The organism is Mycobacterium sp. NGS56 (assembly GCF_059812425.1).
The window spans coordinates 156,113-177,794 of sequence record NZ_JCALCQ010000009.1 but is presented as its reverse complement, the minus strand read 5'-3'; the positions used below and the strand labels follow the sequence as shown (position 1 = coordinate 177,794).

Annotated in this window: 24 protein-coding genes and 1 tRNA gene; 14 read left to right on the top strand and 11 right to left on the bottom strand. The window is 66.2% G+C overall.

Annotation, left to right across the window (positions count from 1 at the left end):
• The first annotated feature begins 42 nt into the window (after positions 1-42).
• On the top strand, positions 43-747 hold the full coding sequence (locus AC5Y4F_RS20200; RefSeq protein WP_067932552.1) for a response regulator transcription factor: 705 nt from the start codon (positions 43-45) through the stop codon (positions 745-747).
• Positions 725-2,236 carry a sensor histidine kinase gene (locus AC5Y4F_RS20195; protein ID WP_499998054.1) on the top strand — a complete coding sequence of 504 codons (1,512 nt, stop codon included), beginning with the start codon at positions 725-727 and terminating at the stop codon, positions 2,234-2,236. The genes AC5Y4F_RS20200 and AC5Y4F_RS20195 overlap by 23 nt, the downstream gene beginning before the upstream one ends.
• A 1-nt stretch (position 2,237) precedes the next feature.
• Here AC5Y4F_RS20195 and AC5Y4F_RS20190 read toward each other — a convergent pair whose 3' ends face one another.
• Positions 2,238-2,705 (bottom strand): lipoprotein LpqH, encoded by a 468-nt coding sequence (locus AC5Y4F_RS20190; protein WP_067932548.1) that lies wholly within the window; start codon positions 2,703-2,705, stop codon positions 2,238-2,240.
• A gap of 136 nt (positions 2,706-2,841) precedes the next feature.
• Between AC5Y4F_RS20190 and AC5Y4F_RS20185 the strand changes: the two genes are divergently transcribed.
• Positions 2,842-4,722: an alkyl/aryl-sulfatase gene (locus AC5Y4F_RS20185; protein WP_499998053.1), complete on the top strand. Its 1,881-nt coding sequence runs from the start codon at positions 2,842-2,844 to the stop codon at positions 4,720-4,722.
• An 11-nt stretch (positions 4,723-4,733) separates the two neighbouring features.
• Here the strand turns inward: AC5Y4F_RS20185 and AC5Y4F_RS20180 are convergent, their stop codons facing one another.
• The 6 genes from AC5Y4F_RS20180 to AC5Y4F_RS20155 form a co-directional block, all read right to left on the bottom strand.
• A complete protein-coding gene (locus AC5Y4F_RS20180) occupies positions 4,734-5,702 on the bottom strand; it encodes an NADPH:quinone oxidoreductase family protein (RefSeq protein WP_067932544.1) in 969 nt (322 codons plus the stop codon).
• Positions 5,702-6,325: a TetR/AcrR family transcriptional regulator gene (locus AC5Y4F_RS20175; protein WP_067932542.1), complete on the bottom strand. Its 624-nt coding sequence runs from the start codon at positions 6,323-6,325 to the stop codon at positions 5,702-5,704. Before AC5Y4F_RS20175 ends, AC5Y4F_RS20180 begins: the two co-directional genes overlap by 1 nt.
• On the bottom strand, positions 6,306-7,589 hold the full coding sequence (locus AC5Y4F_RS20170) for an acyl-CoA dehydrogenase family protein (protein WP_067932539.1): 1,284 nt from the start codon (positions 7,587-7,589) through the stop codon (positions 6,306-6,308). Before AC5Y4F_RS20170 ends, AC5Y4F_RS20175 begins: the two co-directional genes overlap by 20 nt.
• 120 nt (positions 7,590-7,709) lie before the next feature.
• The gene (locus AC5Y4F_RS20165; protein ID WP_067932537.1) at positions 7,710-8,474 is read right to left on the bottom strand and encodes an SDR family NAD(P)-dependent oxidoreductase; all 765 of its coding nucleotides are present in this window, start codon (positions 8,472-8,474) and stop codon (positions 7,710-7,712) included.
• A 1-nt stretch (position 8,475) separates the two neighbouring features.
• Positions 8,476-9,519 carry a phosphotransferase family protein gene (locus AC5Y4F_RS20160; protein WP_499998051.1) on the bottom strand — a complete coding sequence of 348 codons (1,044 nt, stop codon included), beginning with the start codon at positions 9,517-9,519 and terminating at the stop codon, positions 8,476-8,478.
• 84 nt (positions 9,520-9,603) lie between these two features.
• Positions 9,604-10,275: a class I SAM-dependent methyltransferase gene (locus AC5Y4F_RS20155; protein ID WP_499998050.1), complete on the bottom strand. Its 672-nt coding sequence runs from the start codon at positions 10,273-10,275 to the stop codon at positions 9,604-9,606.
• 142 nt (positions 10,276-10,417) lie between these two features.
• Between AC5Y4F_RS20155 and AC5Y4F_RS20150 the strand changes: the two genes are divergently transcribed.
• Both AC5Y4F_RS20150 and AC5Y4F_RS20145 read left to right on the top strand, forming a co-directional pair.
• Entirely contained in the window at positions 10,418-11,056 is a 639-nt protein-coding gene (locus AC5Y4F_RS20150; protein ID WP_499998049.1) for a histidine phosphatase family protein, read from the top strand.
• 63 nt (positions 11,057-11,119) lie between these two features.
• On the top strand, positions 11,120-12,166 hold the full coding sequence (locus AC5Y4F_RS20145) for a phosphotransferase family protein (RefSeq protein WP_067932528.1): 1,047 nt from the start codon (positions 11,120-11,122) through the stop codon (positions 12,164-12,166).
• Here AC5Y4F_RS20145 and AC5Y4F_RS20140 read toward each other — a convergent pair.
• The gene (locus AC5Y4F_RS20140) at positions 12,163-12,513 is read right to left on the bottom strand and encodes a LapA family protein (protein WP_499998046.1); all 351 of its coding nucleotides are present in this window, start codon (positions 12,511-12,513) and stop codon (positions 12,163-12,165) included. The two genes, AC5Y4F_RS20145 and AC5Y4F_RS20140, sit on opposite strands and share 4 nt — an antisense overlap.
• A gap of 98 nt (positions 12,514-12,611) precedes the next feature.
• Here AC5Y4F_RS20140 and AC5Y4F_RS20135 point away from each other — a divergent pair, with 98 nt between their 5' ends.
• Genes AC5Y4F_RS20135 through AC5Y4F_RS20115 form a run of 5 tightly spaced genes read left to right on the top strand, consistent with a single transcriptional unit; the run spans position 12,612 to position 16,676 of the window.
• Positions 12,612-13,559 (top strand): ABC transporter substrate-binding protein, encoded by a 948-nt coding sequence (locus AC5Y4F_RS20135; RefSeq protein WP_499998044.1) that lies wholly within the window; start codon positions 12,612-12,614, stop codon positions 13,557-13,559.
• 1 nt (position 13,560) lies between these two features.
• The gene (locus AC5Y4F_RS20130) at positions 13,561-14,673 is read left to right on the top strand and encodes an ABC transporter ATP-binding protein (protein WP_499998040.1); all 1,113 of its coding nucleotides are present in this window, start codon (positions 13,561-13,563) and stop codon (positions 14,671-14,673) included.
• Between the two features lie 3 nt (positions 14,674-14,676).
• The gene (locus tag AC5Y4F_RS20125; protein ID WP_499998037.1) at positions 14,677-15,363 is read left to right on the top strand and encodes an ABC transporter permease; all 687 of its coding nucleotides are present in this window, start codon (positions 14,677-14,679) and stop codon (positions 15,361-15,363) included.
• Entirely contained in the window at positions 15,360-16,076 is a 717-nt protein-coding gene (locus tag AC5Y4F_RS20120; RefSeq protein WP_067932518.1) for an ABC transporter permease, read from the top strand. The genes AC5Y4F_RS20125 and AC5Y4F_RS20120 overlap by 4 nt, the downstream gene beginning before the upstream one ends.
• The gene (locus AC5Y4F_RS20115; protein WP_067932517.1) at positions 16,077-16,676 is read left to right on the top strand and encodes a putative glycolipid-binding domain-containing protein; all 600 of its coding nucleotides are present in this window, start codon (positions 16,077-16,079) and stop codon (positions 16,674-16,676) included.
• Here AC5Y4F_RS20115 and AC5Y4F_RS20110 read toward each other — a convergent pair.
• Positions 16,639-17,583, bottom strand: a complete 945-nt coding sequence (locus tag AC5Y4F_RS20110) for a prephenate dehydrogenase (protein ID WP_499998091.1) — start codon at positions 17,581-17,583, stop codon at positions 16,639-16,641. The genes AC5Y4F_RS20115 and AC5Y4F_RS20110 overlap by 38 nt on opposite strands.
• 129 nt (positions 17,584-17,712) lie before the next feature.
• Between AC5Y4F_RS20110 and AC5Y4F_RS20105 the strand changes: the two genes are divergently transcribed.
• From AC5Y4F_RS20105 to AC5Y4F_RS20095, 3 genes are all read left to right on the top strand, one after another.
• Positions 17,713-18,234, top strand: a complete 522-nt coding sequence (locus tag AC5Y4F_RS20105; protein ID WP_499998033.1) for a tRNA adenosine deaminase-associated protein — start codon at positions 17,713-17,715, stop codon at positions 18,232-18,234.
• A 217-nt stretch (positions 18,235-18,451) separates the two neighbouring features.
• Entirely contained in the window at positions 18,452-18,910 is a 459-nt protein-coding gene (locus AC5Y4F_RS20100) for a nucleoside deaminase (protein ID WP_067932511.1), read from the top strand.
• Positions 18,911-18,939: 29 nt separating this feature from the next.
• Positions 18,940-19,029: transfer RNA gene (locus AC5Y4F_RS20095), tRNA-Ser, on the top strand.
• Positions 19,030-19,043: 14 nt separating this feature from the next.
• Here AC5Y4F_RS20095 and AC5Y4F_RS20090 read toward each other — a convergent pair.
• Entirely contained in the window at positions 19,044-19,331 is a 288-nt protein-coding gene (locus AC5Y4F_RS20090) for a hypothetical protein (protein ID WP_067932509.1), read from the bottom strand.
• Between the two features lie 92 nt (positions 19,332-19,423).
• Positions 19,424-20,326, bottom strand: a complete 903-nt coding sequence (locus tag AC5Y4F_RS20085; RefSeq protein ID WP_499998028.1) for a hypothetical protein — start codon at positions 20,324-20,326, stop codon at positions 19,424-19,426.
• 507 nt (positions 20,327-20,833) lie between these two features.
• Here AC5Y4F_RS20085 and AC5Y4F_RS20080 point away from each other — a divergent pair.
• Positions 20,834-21,184 carry a hypothetical protein gene (locus tag AC5Y4F_RS20080; RefSeq protein WP_156749983.1) on the top strand — a complete coding sequence of 117 codons (351 nt, stop codon included), beginning with the start codon at positions 20,834-20,836 and terminating at the stop codon, positions 21,182-21,184.
• Positions 21,185-21,682 lie beyond the last annotated feature (498 nt).

Here is a 21,682-nt window from a genome sequence, read left to right as displayed (position 1 = left end):
GAGGTTGTGACGCAGCCCCGAGCCTCGGTCGAGCGGGTTGTTATGTGTCGTGCAGACGGCAACCCCATCAACGTTCTCGTCGTAGACGACGAATCCGTGCTGGCGGACATGGTGTCAATGGCACTGCGGTACGAGGGTTGGAACATCTCGACCGCCGGCGACGGGGCATCGGCAATCGCGACCGCTCGCTCCCAGCGACCCGACGTGGTTGTGCTGGACGTCATGCTGCCCGACATGAGCGGGCTCGACGTCTTGCACAAACTCCGCGAGGAGAACCCGCAGTTGCCGGTGCTGCTGCTCACCGCCAAGGATGCCGTCGAAGACCGTATCGCCGGACTGACGGCCGGTGGCGACGACTATGTCACCAAGCCGTTCAGCATCGAAGAGGTGGTGCTGCGCCTGCGAGCCTTATTGCGCCGCACCGGGGTGACGACGGTGGACAGCGGCGCACAACTGGTGGTCGGAGACTTGGTGCTCGATGAGGACAGCCACGAGGTCACCCGCGCGGGTGAGCCAATTTCGTTGACCTCCACCGAGTTTGAACTGTTGCGATTCATGATGCGCAACTCCAAGCGGGTGCTGAGCAAAGCCCAAATCCTGGACCGGGTATGGAGTTACGACTTCGGGGGCCGGTCCAACATCGTCGAGCTCTACATTTCCTACCTGCGCAAGAAGATCGACAACGGCCGAGAACCGATGATCCACACGCTGCGCGGTGCGGGTTATGTCCTCAAGCCGGCCCGCTGATACCCGAAGGGTCTGGTCCCTTCGCCTGCGGCTGCTGGTCGGTCAGATCGTCGTGTTGGCGTTCGTCTGCGTCGGCATCACCGCCGCGACCGAACTGGCGCTGCTGCACCACTTGGTGGCCCAGCTCGACGGGCAGCTCGCCGGCACCTCCTACCGCTCGGCCCTCATGTACCCCGAGCAGCCCCATTCGGGCTGGCGGCATCGGCACGTCTATCCGCGACCGGGCCCGGGCCCGCGATTCCTGGATGCCCCGGGCCAGCCGGCGGGCATGGTGGCGGCGGTGGTCAGTCACGGGAACACCGTGGACGCCGGCTATACGACGAGCAGCGGTGACCGAGCCGAGCTGACCCCGGCCGCCCAGCAGCAGCTGTCCGGGATCGCCGGCAGCCGCAAGCCGGTGACACTCAACCTCGACGGGCTGGGTCGCTACCGGGTGATCGCGGCGCCGAGCCGCAGCGGCGGCGACGTCATCGTCACCGGCTTGTCGATGGCCAACATCGACGCCACCCTGATGCGGATGCTGGTCATCTTCGGAATCGTCACGGTCGTCGCGCTGGTCGCGGCGACCACGGCCGGTGTGATCATCATCAGGCGGGCGCTGGCGCCGTTGCGCCGCGTCGCGCAAACCGCGAGCGAGGTGGCCGGCCTGCCGCTGGCGCGTGGTGAGGTCGAACTGCCGGTACGCGTGCACGAATCCGACGCGAACCCCGCCACCGAGGTAGGGCAACTCGGTGCGGCCCTCAACCAGATGCTGGACCACATCGCGGCCGCGCTCTCGGCGCGCCAGGCCAGCGAGACGCGGGTTCGCCAGTTCGTCGCCGACGCCAGCCATGAGCTGCGCACGCCACTGGCGGCGATTCGCGGCTACACCGAACTGACTCAACGGATGGGCGACGATCGCGAGGCCGTGGCGCAGGCCATGAGCCGGGTGGCGTCCGAGACCGAGCGGATGACGCGCCTTGTCGAGGACCTGCTGCTGCTGGCCCGGCTGGACTCCGGCCGCCCGCTGGAACGCGAACCGGTGGATCTGTCCCGGTTGGCGGTGGACGCGGTCAACGACGCTCACGTCGCCGGACCCGACCATCAATGGGAACTCGACCTACCCGAAGAACCGGTGGTCGTTACTGGAGACGCTGCCCGGCTGCATCAGGTGCTGACGAACCTGCTCGCCAACGCCCGCGTCCATACCGGGCCGGGCACCGTCGTGACGACGCGGTTGAGCACCGAGTCATCGCACACCGTGCTGCAGGTCATCGACAACGGGCCCGGCATTCCGGCCGCGTTGCAATCGGAGGTGTTCGAACGGTTCGCCCGGGGTGACTCCTCGCGCTCCCGCAAGGGCGGCAGCACCGGACTTGGCCTGGCGATTGTTTCCGCGGTTGTCAAGGCGCACAACGGAACTATCGCGATGGACAGCGCGCCGGGCCGCACGGAGTTCACGGTGCGGTTGCCACCCAATGGATGGCAACCGCCCGCTGTCGATCCTTAGGTCAGGAGCAAGTCGCGTCGATTTCGAACGGCTTGTTGACCGGCTGCATCGGGTTCGCCATGTCGACGCCGGTGGCAGTGCCCGTGACCTTGTACGTGTTGCCGTCCTTGGTCGCCGAGGCGTTGCCCTGGCCACCTTGCGCGTACTGAAGTGTCACGCCGTTGACGTTGCCGAGCTGGACTGCCTTCACCGCGAGCGGATCGGCGTCAGCGAGCACGACGCTGATCCCGGTGGTGTTTCCACCGACCGCAATTGAGATATTGCCGCCGGCCTTGGTGCAAATAGTGGTCCCCTGGACGTTCTGGTCCTTGCCGTCGATGATGACCTTCGAGGAGTTGTTGCCTCCGGCCGACACGGAGCCTCCCGGCACCGAGGTCGAAACGCCATTCGATTTGTTGCTCGAACATCCCGATATCCCTGCGACCAGAATTGCCGCTCCAGCTGCCGCGACAGTCAGTCCACGCTTCACCTGTTCTCCTTTGCCCGATTGTTGCGGACCTCGGCATTGAGGGCCGTCAAGGCAGTATGCGTGTTTGCCCAGTCGCGCACGAGGAGTTCGGCGAAAATTCCTTCCGAACGCCGGGAGCCACATCGATGGCAAAGTATTGGCGATGCAACACAAACCCCCCACCGCAGTCATCGAATCGGCCCATCGCGGCCACGTTCTGCCTTTTCATGACGAGACGGATTTCGCCGACGCCGACCGGGGATTCATTGCCGCGGAGTGCCCGTGCGTGATCACGGCGGCCGACGGGCGGGTGGTGTGGGACAACGACGCCTACTCGTTCTTGGCTGGTCCGGCTCCGACGTCGGTTCACCCCAGCCTCTGGCGACAGTCGACGTTAGCGGCCAAGCAAGGTCTTTACGAAGTGGTTCCCGGCATCTACCAGGTTCGCGGCTTCGACATCTCGAACATCACCTTCGTGGAATCCGACAACGGCATCATCGTCATAGATCCTTTGGTGTCCACGGAAGTGGCGGCCGCGGCGCTCGCGCTGTATCGCACCCACCGAGGTGGCGAGCGCCCCGTCGTTGCGGTGATCTACACCCACAGCCACGTCGACCATTTCGGTGGAGTCTTGGGTGTTACTTCGCAGGCGGATGTGGACACCGGCGCGGTGGCCGTCCTGGCGCCGGAGGGATTCATCGAGCACGCGGTGCAGGAAAACGTCTACGCCGGGCCGGCAATGACGCGCCGCGCGACCTACATGTACGGCGCTTTGCTGGCGCGCGGACCGATGGATCAGGTCGGCTGCGGGCTGGGCCAGGCGCCATCCACCGGCGAGGTCGCCGTCATCGTGCCGACCATCGACGTCCGCACCACCGGTGAGACACACACCATCGACGGGGTCGAGATCGAATTCCAAATGGCGCCGGGCACCGAGGCACCCGCCGAAATGCATTTCTATTTCCCACGTTTCCGCGCCTTGTGTATGGCTGAGAACGCTACGCACAACCTGCATAATCTGCTGACCCTGCGCGGCGCGCTGGTGCGTGACCCGCACGCCTGGTCCGGTTACCTGACCGAAGCGATAGACACTTTTGCCGATCGCACCGATGTCGTGTTCGCCTCCCATCACTGGCCGACCTGGGGACGGCACCGCATCGTCGAATTCCTGTCGCTGCAGCGCGACATGTATGCGTATCTGCACGACCAGACGCTGCGATTGCTCAACCAGGGTCACACCGGCGTCGAAATAGCCGAAATGTTCCAGATGCCGCCGGCCCTCGAGCAGGCGTGGCACACGCACGGCTACTACGGGTCGGTGAGCCATAACGTCAAGGCGATTTATCAGCGTTATATGGGTTGGTTCGACGGCAACCCGGGCCGCCTGTGGCCCCATCCGCCCGAGGCGCTGGCGCCCCGGTATGTGGAGGCGATGGGTGGAATCAGCCGCGTCGTCGACCTCGCCAGGGCGGCCTTCGACTCCGGGGACTTTCGTTGGGCCGCAACGTTGCTGGACCATGCGATCTTCACCGATTCCGAGCACACGGCTGCACGCGCGTTGTATTCCGACACTCTCGAGCAGCTGGCCTACGGGGCCGAAAACGCGACCTGGCGCAACTTCTTCTTGAGCGGGGCGGCCGAACTGCGCGACGGCAACTTCGGCACCGCGGGCCAAGTTGCCTCGCCCACGATGATGTGCCAGCTGGCGCCGGAGCAGATCTTCGACGGTCTGGCGATTCGTGTCAACGGCCCGCGCAGCTGGGATCTGGACATCGCCATCGACATCAGCTTCGCCGATACCGCCGCCAACTATCGGCTCACCCTGCGCAACGGGGTGCTCGTGCACCGCAAGGTCGCGCCAGATCCTTCGACGGCGGCCGTTACGGTCGTATTGGACAACAAGATTCGTTTCTTTGCCATGGCGATGGGCGATTTCAACTCACCCGGCCTGGAGCTCTTTGGCGATCAGGCTGCGCTGCAAGACCTGCTGCGTGTGCTGGACGGACCGGACCCGAATTTCAACATCGTCACGCCGTGAGACCCAGACTGTTACGCGACGTCGATCACCACCTTCCCCAGCACCTTGCGGTCGGCCACATGCCGTAAAGCCGCAGCCGTCTCGCAGAGGGGGAATCGCGCGCCGATGTACGGCCGCACCGTGCCGTCGGCGAACATCAGAGCCAATTCCTTCAGATCGCGGACGGCATCGTCGGGGTGGTCGGTCATGAAGGTGCGAATCTCCATGCCCCGCACGCAGATGTCCTTGAGGAGAACGAGATTGAGGGGGATCGCGGGGATGGTACCGGCCGCGTAGCCCAACGTGACAAAGGTGCCGCCACGCGCGAGTCCGCGCAGTGCCGGCTCCGAATACGAGCCGCCCACCGGGTCCAGCACCACACGGGCGCTGTCACCGGTGAGTTCACGGATCCGCGTTTTCAGATCCTCGCGGTCGTAGTCCACGGTCGCCTCGGCCCCGCGTTGCCGACACAACTCGAGCTTCTCCCCGCTCGACGCCGCTGCAAGCACCCGGGCCCCCAGCGCGGCCGCGAGGTCGACCGCGGCCAGACCCACGCCGCCCGCAGCCCCGAGCACGACCACCCAATCTCCCTGTCCGACACCGGCCGTCGAGCGCAGCGCGTGATAGGCGGTGCGGTAGGTGACGCCGAACGCGGCGGCCGAGGCGAAGTCGGCGTCGTCGGGCACGAGCTCGGCCTGACTCCCGTCGAGCAGCGCCTGTTCGGCGAACGCCCCGAATGTGGTGCCGGAGACCCGCTGCCCGGGGCGAAACGACACGCCGTCACCCGCGGCGATGACCTCGCCGGCAATCTCATTGCCGGGGATGAACGGCGGCGGAATTTTCACCTGGTACTTGCCGGCGATGAAGAGCACGTCGGGGAAGTTGACCGCGGCCGCGCGGACCCGCACCAGCAGTTGGCCAGGAGCCACAACGGGATCGGGCACGTCGTCTATCACCAGGTCCTCCGGTGCGCCATAAGAACGACAGATCACCGCGCGCATCAACCGACCCCCAGTCCACGTAAACAGAAATGCGCCAGGTGTGCGATGTCGTCAGGACCGGGCTGCTCGGCCGAGCCGACATAGCGGCGCATGGTCGACGTGGTGCAGCTGAACACCGCCTCGACATCGCGTTCGACGTCGCTACTGCCCAGCGCCGCAACGGGTTCAACGAGAAGCTGACGAAGCGGCCGCATCAACGCCTGGTCGGCCGCGCGCCAACTGGCACCGGCCGACATCTGGCCGGCCGCCGCTCGGGTCATGCTGATCAGGTGCGGGTCGGCAACCTGCGCCAGAGTGCCCTCGATCCACCGCACGACCTTGGCGCGCGGCTCGGATTCCTTGGCCATCTGATGCTCGAGGTAGGAAACCACGATGGCCACCCCGCGCTCCATGACGGCCAGGATCAAATCGTCCTTACCGGCGAAGTAACGATAGAACGCTTTGTTCGACGAACCCGCCTCGGCGACGATATCGCTGACCCGAGGTGGTTCCGGCGCGACCCGTTCCATGACGCGCACCGCGGCGGCCAGGATGCGTTCCACCTCTTCGGTGGCCTCCCGCTGGCGGTCGTCCAGCGCGCGCTCGACCGCGGCGGCCACCCGGTTAGAGGTCAACGAGCTCACCGTATTTCGCGCGTGCGGCCGCCCGCCGCACGTCGAGCATCTCGCTCGGCCAGTCACCTTCCTCGGCCTCGTAACCCTTCAGCAGCATCCGGGCCAGGTTCACCTTGTGTGCCTCGGTCGGCCCGTCCGCCAGACCCAGCGCAATGCCGCCCAGCAGCACGTTGACCAGTGGTAGCTGGTCGGTCAGCCCCAGCGCGCCATGCACCTGAATGGCACGCAGCGCAATCGATTTGAGCACTTGGGAGGCCAGGATCTTGCAGGCCGCGATCTCGGCTCGGGCGGCGCGTTCCTTGCCGTTGTCGATCAGCCATGCGGCGTGCAACACCGTCAGCCGGAACGGGATCAGCTCGGTGTAGGAGTCGGCGACGAACTCCTGCACCAGTTGTTTGTCGGCCAGCAGACTGCCCTGGGTGAAGCGACTTTTCGCCCGGCGCGACATGATCTCGACGGCGCGCTGCGCCATCCCGATGGATCGCATCGCGTGATGCAGCCGCCCCCCGGCTAGTCGGGTCTGCAATATCAAAAAGCCCTGGCCGGGATCGCCGAGCAGCGCGTCGGCGGGCACTCGGACATCGTTGTAATGCACCAGCGAATGGCCCGGCTCGTGTGGGTCGGCCCCGACCAGATGGTGGTTGGCTTCCAGAGCCAGCCCCTCGGCGCCGGCCGGGATCAGGAAGGTCGAAGCGCCGGTATGGACCGGTACGTCGGGATCGGTGATCGCGACGACGATGAAGAACGACGCGACGGAGGCGTTGGAGGAGAAGTACTTTCGTCCGGTGATGACCCACTCGTCGCCGTCACGGACGGCGCGGGTGGTGAAGACCCTCGGGTCCGCGCCTCCCTGCGGCTCGGTCATCGAGAAGCACGAGAAGATCTCCCCGGACAGCAGCCCAGCCAGATAGCGATCCTTCTGCTCCTGGGTTCCGAAGCGGGCGATGATCTCGGCGTTGCCGGTGTCAGGCGCTTGCGTCCCGAAGACGATCGGTGCCCACGGGCTGCGACCCAGAATCTCGTTGATCAAGGTCAGCTTGACCGCGCCGAATCCCTGCCCGCCCAACTCCGGCCCAAGATGCGGTGCCCACAAACCCTTGTCGCGCACCTGCTGCTTGAGTGGGTCGACAATGCGGCGCCGCTCGTCGTTCAGCGGCAGAAACTCGCAGCCCGGAAACAGCACCTCGAGCGGTTCCACCTCATCGCGAACGAACACGCGGATCCACTCGAGCTTCTCCTCGAACTCGGGCTCGGTAGAAAAGTCCCAGGACATTCGAACACTCCTTTCATTGGTGGCGACCCGCTGCGCCCGGCTGCGCCGCGCTTGCGATCGCCACTGGACCGATGGTGGCGACCCGCTGCGCCCGGCTGCGCCGCGCTTGCGATCGCCACGTCAGGGGATTCCGCCGTCGGCCCGCAGGATCGAACCGGTGGTGAAGCTGGATGCATCGGACGCCAAGAACAGTGCTGCGCCCACGATTTCACGCGGGTCGCCCGCGCGCTGCAACGAAAGGTGCTTGAACGGTTTCTGTTCGGCCGACCCGAGATTCCACGCCTTGCTCACGTCGGTGAGGAACGGCCCGGCCATCAGCGTGTTGACCCGCACCGCTGGGCCGAACGCCTTCGCCAATGCTTCGGTCATGGCGTTGAGACCGGCCTTGGACGCGGCGTAGGGGATGATGTCGGGCGTCGGCCGAAGTGAGCCGGCCGTACTCACGTTGATGATCGAACCCCGGCCGGCTGCCACCATGCGCTCACCCACCAACGCCGACAACCGGAATGGGCCCTTGAGGTTGAGGTTGACCACGGCGTCGAACAGCTTCTCGGTCACATCGGTGAGCTTGTCGTACAACGGGGACATGCCCGCGTTGTTGATCAGTGTGTCGACCTTGCCGAAACGTTCGTAGGTCGCCTCGACCAGGCCGTCGAGCTGATCCCAGCGTCCCACGTGCACCTGATAAGCCATCGCGGAACGGCCGGTCTCGGCCTCGATCTCTTTGGCGGTCGAGACGCAGTTGTCCATGTTGCGGCTCGCGACCACGACGTCCGCACCGCAGTGGGCCGCGCCGAACGCCATCTCGCGCCCCAGCCCGCGGCTGCCACCGGTGATCAGGATGACCCGGTCGGTGAGGTCGAAAAGTCTGTCGGCGTAACCCATTTCAGGACCCCTCGTTAGACCGGGCGAGTTCGGCCGCCGTGGCGATGAGCTGCAGAATCATCGGACCGAACGCGTCGGTGATCTTGGGGTCGACGTTCCCGGTGCGCACCCCGGCCGCATAGGTCTTTTCCAGCACGATGCCCAGCTTCCAGTTGGCCAGCACCAGGTAGTAGTCGATGTTCTCGGTCGGCAACCCGCTGACGGTCTCGTAGTGCTCCAACAGCTCGCTGCGCGTAGGCATGCCGCGCATGTCGAGATAAAAGCCGTCCTCGCGCGGCTTTTCACCGTCGTAGCCCAGTAGGCACCATGCCAGGTCGAGCAGCGGATCGCCGACGGTGGTCATCTCCCAGTCCACGATCGCGGCCAAACGTGCCGGGCTGCCGTGCGCGAACATCACGTTGGCGAACTGGTAGTCGCCGTGCATGATGCCCGCCCGGTAATGGGCGGGACGGTTGCGGCGCAGCCAGTCCGATGCGACGTCCAGACCCGGCAACTCGCGGACCCGGTAGGCGTCCAAAAACGCCAGCCAGCGATCGACCTGCCGCTCGTGGAATCCGTCGGGGCGGCCGAAGCCTTCGAGTCCTTGCTTGCGCCAATCCACGCGGCCCAACTTGGCCGCGCCGTCGACCAATTGGAAGGCCAGGCCGCGCCGGGCGTCGAAGTCGGTGTCGAACGGGGGTTGCCACCCGCCGTCCATCGGGCTCCAGCCGTCGATCGCCTGCATGACGTAGAACGGCATCCCGAGCACGGCGCCGGTTTCATCGGCCGCGATCAGCGCCGCGTGCGGGACGTCGGTGCCGGACAGCGCCCGAACCAGGCGAATCTCTCGCAGCAACCCGTCGATGCGGGCGGCGTCGGCCCGGGCGCCGGGCATTCGCAACACCATCCGCACGGGGGCTTCCGACGGGCCGCGCTCGATCAGGTAAAGGGTGTTCTGCGAACCTCCCGTCAGCTCGGTCAGCCGCGGCTCTTCTCCATCACCCGGCGCGCCATTGGCATCCAGCCATCGGGCGAGCACGCCCGCGTCCAGTCCCGAGTCGGCCACGCTTGTCACCGTCCAACCATCACTGCACACCCCAATCTCAGGATGGAGAATAGCATTCTCCATGCTCGCCGCGGCCACTGCGGCTCAGTCCGGCTTGTGCGCGGCCAATAGAAATCCGGGTGCCATGAAGTGGCCCTCGTCATCGTGCTCCAGGTGCGAAAGCGGACCGTCCGGCGATCCGAATGTGTCGTCTGTGCCGTACACCTTCGCGAGGCGAACGTCGTCAACCCGCCAGAGCGTCGCGACGGCATCGTGCAATTCGGTTTCGGTGAAGCCGGGCGGGCCAGGCCGGTCCGAATGGGCGTCGTCGAGTGCCCCGGCGGCGAAGGCCAGGATGTACAGCGAGGCGCCGGGGGCCGCGGCGCGGAAGATGGATTGCACATAGTCCTGGCGCCGGTCGGTCGGCAGCGCATGGAACAGCCCGCTGTCCAGGATGGTGGAGAAGCGGCCGTCATAGCCGCCGAAGGTGGTGACGTTGGCCTGGGCGAAGGTCGCCGTGGTGAGCCCTTGCTCGGCGGCCGCGGCGGTGGCCGCGGCAATCGCGGTCGCGCTCGCATCCAGGCCGACGACGGTGTGGCCGAGTGCGGCAAGCGTCAGCGAGAGCGCGGCGTGGCCGCAGCCGGAGTCCAGCACCTCGCTGCGCACCTTGCCTTGGTCGATGAGCTGCGCCAGCGCCGGCTGGGGCCGGCCGATGCTCCACGGCGGCGGAACGGCTTGCCGGTAGGCGGCGTCCCAATCCCGGTCCGGTTCGGTCATCCGTCCTCCTTGCCGCTAGAGCGCATTGAGTTGGGTACAGCGATGCTTGGGTACAGCGATGTCATTGTGCACGCCGTGAACGACGGAGAGCGGGCGATGAGAGACTTCGACCGGCATAACGTTCGATAAGACGGGAAGACATATGCAAGTGCTTCTGGTCCGGCACGCGCTGCCGCTGCGCAGCGAGCACGGTCAAGGTTCCGACCCGGACCTGTCGGACGAAGGGTTGGCCCAGATCCAACGACTACCTAAGGCGCTCGCCAGGTTTCCCATTTCGCGCGTGGTGAGCAGTCCGCAGCGGCGGGCCATCCAGACCGCCGAACCGGTCGCGGCGAATCGCGGCCTGACCGTCGAGATCGACGACCGTTTCGCCGAGTACGACCGCGACCTGCCGGTGTACATCCCCGTCGAGCAGATCCGCGCGGAGATGCCCGAAGAGTGGGCGCGACTGGCTCAGGGGCATCTGCCGAGCGCGGTCGACGAGGATGCTTTCCTTGCCCGGGTGCGCGCCGCGGTCGACGACCTCGTGGCCACCGCCGACCCCGACGACACCGTCGCGGTGTTCAGCCACGGCGGGGTCATCAACGTCCTCCTGCACGAGATTCTGGGTACCGCGCGACTGCTGTCCTTTCCCGTCGACTACGCGTCGGTCACCCGGCTGTTGTTCTCCCGGTCCGGTCAAGCGACGGTCGCCGCGGTCAACACCACCGAACACGTCTGGGACCTGTTGCCGCGGAACCAAAGGATGCTCGACGACGACGCGAGCCGCGGCGCGGGCTGAGCGCAAGACCGGCACATCGCAGGTGGTGCACCGGATCGGGGTCGGCGATGGTAGACAAGTTCGGTGACTTCAGCTGACCAACTCGAGGGGCTCGACCTGGCCTCGTTGGACTCCTACCTGCGTTCACTCGGGATCGGGCGCGACGGCGAGTTACGCGCGGACTTCATCTCGGGTGGCCGCTCCAATCTGACGTTCCGTGTCTACGACGACAGCACCAGTTGGCTGGTGCGGCGACCGCCGCTGCACGGGTTGACCCCGTCCGCGCACGACATGGCCCGCGAGTATCGCGTCGTTGCCGCGCTGCAGGACACGCCGGTTCCGGTGGCGCGCACGATCGCGCTCTGCGAGGACGATTCGGTGCTCGGCGCCCCCTTCCAGATCGTCGACTTCGTCGCCGGGCAGGTGGTGCGCCGTCGCGCTCAACTCGAATCGTTCAGCCACACCGTCATTGGGGGCTGCGTCGACTCGTTGATCCGGGTGCTTGTCGACCTACACAACGTCGATCCCAATGCCGTCGGTCTGGCCGATTTCGGCAAGCCCAGCGGTTATCTGGAGCGTCAGGTGCGGCGATGGGGCTCGCAATGGTCGCTGGTGCGGTTGCCCGAAGATCGGCGCGATGCCGACGTAGAACGCCTGCATTCCGGTCTGAGCGAGGCTATTCCGCAGCAGAGCCGCACGTCGATCGTGCACGGCGACTACCGGATCGACAACACGATCCTGGATGCCGAGGATCCGACGAAGGTTCGTGCCGTCGTCGACTGGGAGCTCTCCACGCTGGGCGATCCGCTATCCGACGCGGCCCTCATGTGCGTATATCGCGACCCGGCGCTGGATTTGATCGTCAACGCGCAAGCCGCTTGGACATCGCCGTTGTTGCCGACGGCGGACGAACTGGCCGACCGGTACTCGTTGGCGGCCGGTACACCGTTGGCGCATTGGGAGTTCTATATGGCGTTGGCCTACTTCAAGCTCGCCATCATCGCCGCGGGCATCGACTTCCGCCGGCGGATGTCGGATCAAGCCCGCGGCATGGACTCCGACCACGCACCGGAGGTGGTGGCGCCGCTGATCTCCAGGGGTTTGGCTGAACTGGCCAAGCTGCCCGGCTAGCGCGCGGCGGCCGCGTGTTGCCTTTTCGCCGCGCGACGCAGCTGCAAGATCCGCGCGGTTCCGACCGCCACCGTGATCAACCCGCCGACCACGGCCGCCAGTAAGATCGCGACGCCCTTGGGCAGGCTCCAGTGCCAGCCCAAGAACTGAAAGTCCGTCGGTGTCGTGTTCTGGGTGATGAAGATCAGCAACAGGATCAGGATCACGAAGCCGGCGATCAGCGAGGACCACAAGGCACCGGCGCGGGTGAACCCGATGGCCGGTTCTTTGGCGGGTGCGCCGGTCTTGGCCGCAGGGGTGGGCTCGGGGGGCGGCTGCCCGGGCGAGGCAGGGGTTTGGCTGCTCATAATGCCATCTTTGCCCTATCCGACGCAGATTGAAACCGATTCGGGCAACCGTTCTCACGTGCCCCCGCCCGCGAGGTTCGGGAGTTAGGGTCGGCGGTATGAGGACACTCCCGCGCCCGCGGGGCGCGATCGCGCGCGCGGCAGCGTTTGCGATCGCGATGTCCGTCGTTGCGGCGTGCAGCAATTCCGATCCGCTGGGAGCGCAGGTTCGCAGTCCTAACTCCATTGTCATTGGTTCCGGTGACTTCCCCGAATCGCAGATCATCGCCGAAATCTACGCACAAGCGTTGCAGGCCAATGGTTTCGAAGTGGGCAAGCGAATGGGTATCGGTAGCCGGGAGACGTATATTCCTGCGCTCAAAGACCATTCCATTGACCTGGTGCCGGAGTACATCGGCAATCTGCTGCTCTATGTCTGGCCGCAGTCCAACGCCACCACCTTGGCGGCCGTCGAGCGGGAGCTCGACCAGCGCCTGCCCGCTGACCTGTCGATTCTGACGCCCGCCCCGGCCACCGACACCGATACGGTCAGCGTGACTGGGCAAACTGCGAACTCCTGGAACCTGAAGGCGATCGCCGATTTGGCTCCCCATTCGGCGGACGTGCGATTCGGGGCGCCTTCGGCCTTCGCGACACGGCCTGCGGGCCTGCCGGGGCTGCGGCAGAAGTATGGACTCGACATCAGGCCGGGCAACTTCGTCGCCATCGACGACGGCGGAGGTGCGGTAACCGTGCGCGCGCTGATCGAGGGAAGGGTGAATGCCGCCAATATCTTCACCACATCACCGGCCATACCGCAGAATCATTTGGTGGTCCTCGACGACCCCGAGCACAATTTCATAGCTGGAAACATTGTGCCACTACTTAATTCGGAAAAGCGATCCGATCGTCTGAAGGTGGTGCTGGACGCGGTCTCAGCGAAGCTGACGACTTCCGGTGTCGCCGGACTCAACGCCGCGGTGTCGGGAAACTCGGGCATCGACCCCGACGATGCGGCGCGAAACTGGGTACAGGTCAACGGCTTCGACCATCCGATCGGAGGATGACTTGATCATCTTCGACAACGTCAGCAAGGCCTTCGCCGACGGCACCACCGCGGTGAACCAGCTCAGCCTGAGCATCCCCAACGGCAAGCTGACGGTATTCGTCGGGTCCTCCGGCAGCGGTAAGACCACCGCACTGCGCATGATCAACCGGATGATGGAGCCCACCTCGGGCACCATCTCGATCGACGGCGTCGATGTTTGTACCCGCGACCCGGTAAAGCTGCGCCTCGGCATCGGATACGTCATCCAGCACGCCGGACTGATGCCCCACCAACGCGTAATCGACAACGTGGCAACGGTTCCAGTTTTACGAGGGCAGCCACGCCGGGCCGCTCGCAAAGCCGCCTACGCGGTGCTCGAACGGGTGGGGTTGGACGCCAAACTCGCGACCCGCTACCCCGCGCAGCTCTCCGGCGGAGAGCAACAACGGGTCGGCGTGGCGCGCGCGCTTGCCGCCGACCCCCCGATCCTGTTGATGGACGAGCCGTTCTCCGCCGTCGATCCGGTGGTACGCCACGACCTGCAGGACGAAATACTGAGTCTGCAAAGCGAAATGCACAAGACCATCGTCTTCGTCACTCATGACATCGATGAGGCGCTGCGGCTCGGCGAACGGGTGGCGGTGTTCAAGGGCGGTTCGTTGCAGCAGTACGACGAACCCGGGCGGCTGCTGTCGCGGCCGGCCAATGATTTCGTGTCGAGGTTCATCGGCCTGGGCCGCGGTTATCGATGGTTGCAACTGCTCGACGCGGCTGGTCTGCCGCTGCACGACGTCGAACGGATCACTGCCGAGAAGTTGTCAGAGGCAAAGCTTTCCGACGGCTGGGCGGTCGTCATCGACGATGCCGGTGTGCCCCTCGGCTGGATCGACGAGGCGGGACTGCGTCGGTACGGCGAGAATCTGTCGTTGTCCGAAAGCATGAGCGGGGTCGGATCGCTGTTTCGACCGCGAGGCAATCTCAGCCAGGCGCTGGACGCGGCGCTGTCGTCTCCGTCGGGGATCGGCGTGGCCGTTGACGACGGCGGCAAGGTGATCGGCGGTGTGCTTGCCGCCGACGTGTTGACCGCCGTCCAGGCCCAACGACTGGGTTCACCGGAACCTCAAGGGACTTAGCCGATGCGCTATCTGCTGACCCATCTCGATGACGCCCGGGCGCTGACCGTCCTACATCTGTGGCTGTCGTTGATACCGGTGCTGATCGGGCTCACGATCGCGCTGCCGCTGGGCATGCTGGTGCAGCGCACGCGAATCGCCCGCCGGCTGACGACGGCGGCCGCCAGCGTCGTGTTCACCATTCCCTCGCTGGCGCTGTTCGTGGTGTTGCCGATGCTGATCGGAACCCGCATCCTCGACGAAGCCAACGTCATGGTGGCGTTGACGGCTTACACCGCCGCGCTACTGGTGCGGGCGGTGCTCGAGGCGCTGGACGCCGTGCCTGCCCAGGTACGTGACGCCGCTACCGCGGTCGGTTACTCGCCGATCACGCGAACGTTGAAAGTCGAACTGCCACTGTCCATTCCGGTGCTCATCGCCGGTTTGCGGGTGGTCGTGGTCACCAATATCGCGATGGTTTCGGTCGGTTCGGTGATCGGCATCGGCGGCCTGGGCAGCTGGTTCACCCAGGGTTACCAAACCAACAAGAGCGATCAGATTCTGGCCGGCATCATCGCGCTGTTTCTGCTGGCGGTGGTCATCGACGTGCTCATCGTGCTGGCCGGCCGGCTGGCCACGCCGTGGGCACACGCCACCCGCGCCACCGGCCGCCGCTCGGTCGTGGCACCCGTGGTGGGTGGCGCACGGTGAACTTCGTCGAGGCGGCGATCTCCTATGTGCTGACCGTCGACAACTGGACCGGCCCGGTTGGACTCGCGGCCCGCGTCCTCGAGCATCTCGAGTACACCGCCCTGGCGGTGGGTGCCTCGGCGCTGATCGCGATTCCCGTCGGGCTGATCATCGGGCACACCGGCCGCGGCACGCTGCTGGTGGTCGGCGCCGTCAACGGCTTGCGTTCTCTGCCGACGTTGGGCGTGTTGCTGTTCGGGACGCTGCAGTTCGGGCTGGGCCTGGGTCCGTCGCTGGTGGCGCTGATGCTGCTGGGTGTGCCGGCGTTGCTGGCCGGCACCTATGCCGGGGTTGCCAATGTCGAGCCGACGGTGGTCGACGCCGCCCGGGCGATGGGTATGACCGAGGCCCAAGTGTTGATGCGCGTCGAAGTGCCGAACGCCTTGCCGTTGATCCTGGGTGGACTGCGTAACGCGACGTTGCAGGTGGTTGCCACCGCGACGGTGGCCGCCTACGCCAGCCTTGGTGGTCTGGGCAGATACCTGATCGACGGGATCAAAGAACGCGAGTTTCATCTCGCCCTGGTCGGCGCGCTGATGGTGGCCGGGTTGGCGCTGGTGCTCGACGGACTGCTGGCGCTGGCGGTGTGGGCTTCGGTGCCGGGGACCGGGCGGCTGCGCCGAACATACCGGGCACTTCCGCAGCGGTTGGCGGGCACGTCTTACGGTAGATGAGTGAACGCAGCCCCCTCTGAACCGTCGCGCCGCGTGTGGCAGGCGATGCTCACCTGGCGCGCACAGGATGCACCCCGGATGGAATCGGTACGACTCCAGGTGTCCGGCAACAGAATCAAGGCCAACGGCCGCATCATTGCCGCCGCAACCGAGGCCCATCCGGCGTTCGGCGCCTACTACGATCTGCTGACCGATGAGACCGGCGCCACCAAGCGGCTGGGCATGACCGTGACCCTGGCCGAGCGGGAACGCGTGTTCTCCTTCGCCCGCGACGAAGAGAACATGTGGCTGGTCACCGATCATCAGGGCGAGCACCGCGCGGCCTACAACGGTGCGCTCGACGTCGACGTGGAGTTCAGCCCGTTCTTCAATGCGCTGCCCATCCGGCGGCTCGGGTTATACGAGCGGGCGGCCTCGGTCACGCTGCCGGTGGTCTATGTGAACGTGCCGGACATGTCGATCACCGCGGATACCGTGAGCTACAGCAGCACCGGCAGTCTGGACGAGATCAAGTTGCACTCGCCGATCTCCGATACCACGGTCAGCGTCGACGATGAGGGATTCATCGTCGACTATCCAGGCTTGGCAGAGCGGATCTGATCACCCCGCCGGCCCGGCCCGCCGCGGCCAGTTCCTGACGCCAGTCCTCCGCGCCGATGACAACGTGGAAGATGTCGCTGCGCGGAAAGCTGTCGTACCGCGTGCGGGCGGCATGGCCGGCCTCGATGAGGTCGGCGACCGAGTTGTGGGAAGCCAACGATTCGCGGGCACGGTTCAGCAACTCGATGGCGCGATCAACGGTGGGCGCCAATTGGTCGGAGTTGCCTTCGCACATCGCCCGGACCAGGTCTGGGGCGGTGCCCGCCACCCGGGTTCCGTCCCGGAATGACCCCGCTGCCAATGCGAATGCCAACGGGACATCTCCAGCCACGATCGCCAGCGCCTCCGCGAGCAGGTGGGGCAGGTGCGAGATGGCCGCCGCGGCGGCGTCGTGTTCGTCGGACCTGGCCGGCACGATCACTGCGCCGCAGTCCAGCGCCAACGTCATCACCATCGACCAGACCGAGGGATCGACATGATCGTCGACGCTGACCACCCATGGGGCTCCGGTGAACAATCCGGCGTAGCCGGCGGTCCATCCCGAATGCGCCGTGCCCGCCATCGGGTGGCCCCCGACAAAGCGCTCCTGCAGACCTGCCGCGACCACCTGATCGAGCACCGCTTGCTTGACGCTGGTGACGTCGGTCAGCGGACACGCCGGAGCCGTCTCTTTGATGTGGGCGAGCATGCCCGCCATCGCCGGCATCGGCACGGCCAGCACGATCAACGCCTCGGAGCCGGCGGCGCGAGACAGGGTCGCGATCAGATCGGTGCCCGCGTCGAATCCATCGGCGGTAGCGGCCTGCGCGCCCTCGACCGAGCGGTTGTAGCCGAATACTTCACGGCCGGCCGCCGTGGCGGCCCGCATAATCGAGCCACCGATCAGCCCCAGCCCGAGCACACACACCGGTGTCTTAGAACGAGGGCTTGCCACACTCCAAGGTTGGCACATTCGGCCGGGAATGGCGCCGTCAGACCTCGCGGCTACCAGGCGCCATCTGGTCAGAGGCCTGGTCAGGGACTACCGTAAGCGGCCATGGGAGCACAACGGGCCTCCGCCCAGCGCCTGTCCGCCGACACGCCGGACGGTTTCGGCGTTGCGGTGGTGCGTGAGGAGGGGCAGTGGCGGTGTGCTCCGATGGCCCGGAAGTCGCTGTTGAGTTTGTCGGCCGCGGAAACGGAGCTGCGTGAATTGCGCAGTTCCGGGGCGGTGTTCGGCCTGCTGGACGTGGACGACGAATTCTTCGTCATCGTGCGGCCGGCTCCGTCGGGGACACGGTTGTTGCTCTCCGATGCCACCGCCGCGCTGGACTACGACATCGCCGCGGAAGTGCTCGACAAGCTGGACGCCGACATCGATCCAGAGGATCTCGAGGACTCAGACCCCTTCGAAGAGGGCGACTTAGGGCTGTTATCCGACGTCGGGCTGCCCGAGGCGGTGCTTGGGGTAATCCTCGACGAGACCGATCTGTACGCCGACGAACAGTTGGGCCGGATTGCTCGTGAGATGGGCTTCGCCGATGAGTTGTCGGCGGTGATCGACCGCCTCGGTCGGTGATCGCAAGCGCGGCGGTGGCGATCGCAAGCGCGGCCGAGCCGGGCGCAGCGGGTCGCCACGAATGACCGAGCCGGGCGCGGCGGGTCGCCGCCATCAGGACCGTCGGTGATCGCAAGCGCGGCGGAGCCGGGCGCGGCGGGTCGCCGCCATCAGGACCGTCGGTGATCGCAAGCGCGGCGGAGCCGGGCGCGGCGGGTCGCCGCCATCAGGACCATCGGTGACCAGCGACGAGGACCTGATCCGCTCCGCATTGTCGGTTGCCGCGACGGCGGGTCCGCGTGACGTGCCGATCGGGGCGGTGGTGATTGGCGCCGACGGAACGGAACTGGCCCGCGCGGTCAATGCCCGCGAGGCATGCGGAGACCCGACTGCCCACGCCGAGATTTTGGCGCTGCGTGCCGCGGCCGAGGCGCTCGGGGACGGGTGGCGGCTGGAAGGCGCCACGCTCGCGGTCACGGTCGAGCCGTGCACCATGTGCGCGGGCGCGCTCGTGCTGTCCCGCATCGCGCGGCTGGTATTCGGTGCCTGGGAGCCCAAGACGGGAGCGGTCGGGTCGTTGTGGGACGTGGTCCGCGATCGGCGGCTCAATCACCGCCCGGAGGTGCGCGGTGGTGTGCTGGCGCAGGAGTGTGCCGCGCCGCTGGAGGCCTTCTTCGCCCGCCAGCGATTGGGGTGACCGGCCCTCGGTTGGGTAAGCTGCTCGGCGGTGGCGTGTCCGAGCGGCCTAAGGAGCACGCCTCGAAAGCGTGTGACGGCTAAAACCGTCCGAGGGTTCAAATCCCTCCGCCACCGCCATACTTGATTCGCCATCACAAGTCACGGACTTCTGGGCACAGATCGGTCAGTGCGCGCGACCTCCGGTCCAGCGATACCCGGCAGGTCGATGCTTTCGTGACCAGCGCGCCGGTAATCGCAGACCGCCGACCGTCCGCGAGCAGCACGGCGTCGCTCTTACCCAGACCCGGTGCCATCTCTTCAACTTGGGTCAGGTAGCTAGCTTGGCCTTGGCCGCCCTCGCCCTGGTTGGGGTCTGCGTGGGCCGGGACGGCGCTCAAAACCGCGTCCATTACAGCGACGGCTGTGATCAGGGTTCTCATGGACGCCTTCACCGATCGTCGTTGGATCCATGTAGTGCCAGCCGCTCGGCGCGTTGGCCGTCAGTAGCTGTGTCCTTTCTACGAGCTTGCAGTCAGCTCGCCGGGGGCCGCCGCCAGTTGGCCGTTTCGCTCCACGCGCGACCGGTGCGGTCGGCGTCGGCGGCGTCATACATCCAATTGGTGGGCGGTATCGGATCGAAGGTTTCCGTCGGCGCATTCGCGGTGGCCGCATACGCATGTGCGCCGCGTGGATGCTTCCACACCCAGGCTGCGATCCCGCTCAGGGCGGCCAGCACAGCAGCCAGTCCGCAGATAATCCACGGGACGAGGTTGCGGTGGCTGGCGGCCAGGGGAGTCACCTGCGTATTGACGTACTGCTTGCCGTCGTTCCACGGACTGACACCCGGCAGGGGTTGGGTCTGCTGCACCTTCACCTGCGGCGGGCCGCCATCAGGCGCCGGAGTGACTTGGCCGCGCGCCAGGGTCGAATCGTTGATAGTGAATACGTCGCGCTGGCCTTGCGGCAGGCTGTCATCGTGACCGACCATCGTGACTCGGTCCACCAACGCTGTCTGGCCATCGGCGTTGACGAAGTCGACCGGGACACTGTCGTACACGACCGGTTGATACGGTGCCCAGTCGTCGGGCGGCGGGCCGACCCACCCGTCAGGCGGGATAAACGCCCCGCCAATGAAGGTGGCCGCGGAGATGACGTCCCCGGCGACCACAGTGATTGGGTACACGCCGGCGATCGCGGCGTCGAGTACAACGTTTCCACCCACCGGTACCACGACGGTGCGGTAGTCGCCACCGTAGAAGTATCTGAACGACATCTCGCTGGCCGTCGGGTTGAAGAAGCGGGGCCGGTGATATTCGTCGTAGTCGATGTAATCCCAGTGCCGCGGTCGGACGAATGACTCGTCATGGTCGACGTTAACCCGAATCGCGTGCTCGGTTCGGTCACGAAAGTCGACTCGCACGGGTGGCGGCGACATAGCATCGACCTTATTCGGCGGTGCGGTGCGAGCCGCCTCGACCGCTTCATGCGACGACGCCTCCACGCCTGGCGGGCTGGCCGCGATCGGTACTTGCTGCGTCCCGCCGTTGCGGTTTATCACCGTGGTTTGCTGACCGGGCTCGGAGTGCGCTGGTCGCGGCGCGTTATGCGGTCCTAGCGGCTCCGGCGAACCGCTGGGCATGGTCTGCCCGCCGACGCGGGGTAGGGGGCCGTCAGTCTGTGTGCCGGGACCGGTGTGTCCTGGCACCGGCCCGTCGGGCACGGTTACATCCGTGTGCGGGTCAGTCGAACCACCGCCGCGCGGCGGCATCGGCCCGTCGGTTTGGAAGCCAGAATCGGTGTGCTGTCCTGGTATCGCATCAGTCGGACCACCAGCGTGCGGCTCGCTGTTCGGGCCGCTGGGTTGCTTCTGTTGAGGTGCGTGTGCGGGGGGCGCGGGTTCCTGCAATTGCGGGTCGGGCTTGTTCACGGGTGCAGGTTCCTGATGCTGCGGCGGGTCCGGTTTGTGCACGGGTGGTGCAGGTTCTTCCTGCGGCTGCTGCTGCACGGACGGCTGCTGCACGGGCGGCGCTGGCGCTTCCTCAACAGGAGCGGGAGCGGGGTGCTGCACGGGCGGCTGATGCACGGGCGGCGCTGGCGCTTCCTCAACAGGAGCCGGAGCGGGGTGCTGCACGGGCGGTGGCGCCTGTACTGGTGGCGGTTGAACGGGTTGCTGCGGACGCGGGAACAGACCGCCGCCGGACGGCCCACCGCCGCCGAAGGAGCCACCGCCAAGCCCGCCACCGCTCGACCCGTGGCCGGGTTGCGGAGGATTCGGTGCTTGCGTGTGAGGTGACGCGATTGCAATGCCGCTGGCGGGGAGGGTTGCCGCCGCGACCGCGGCCAACGCCCCGACAGCGCGGGTCAGTTTATTCATCAGTCGTCTAGTGTCTTTTCCGATTGAGCGGGGGCGTAGCCGCACACCCGAATCGGCAGCGACGAGACTTTCGAGCCGAGCCTACTGCGAATACCGTTGGCTGTACGCCGTTTTGACAAATGAGACAGATGAGACCAATGGGGTGGAGCAGTCCAGCGACCATCTTCCGAAACCAGGGACAGGCTGTTCGTGAAACAAACGGCGAGGCCCAAACAACCCAGGGCTCACCGCTACGGCTGTAGCTGCAGGAACACAACCCCAGCTCAAGCGGCGATTGGAGCGTCTACCGACGGCGCACCACGTCGCGCCGTAGGGGTTCCGGTTAAAATCCGGCGCGGTGGTGACCTACGTAGTCAACCAAAGCGACCAGGCCCCAGCGCAACTCAGCGCTGTCTCGTATTGGGCGACATATGCGGA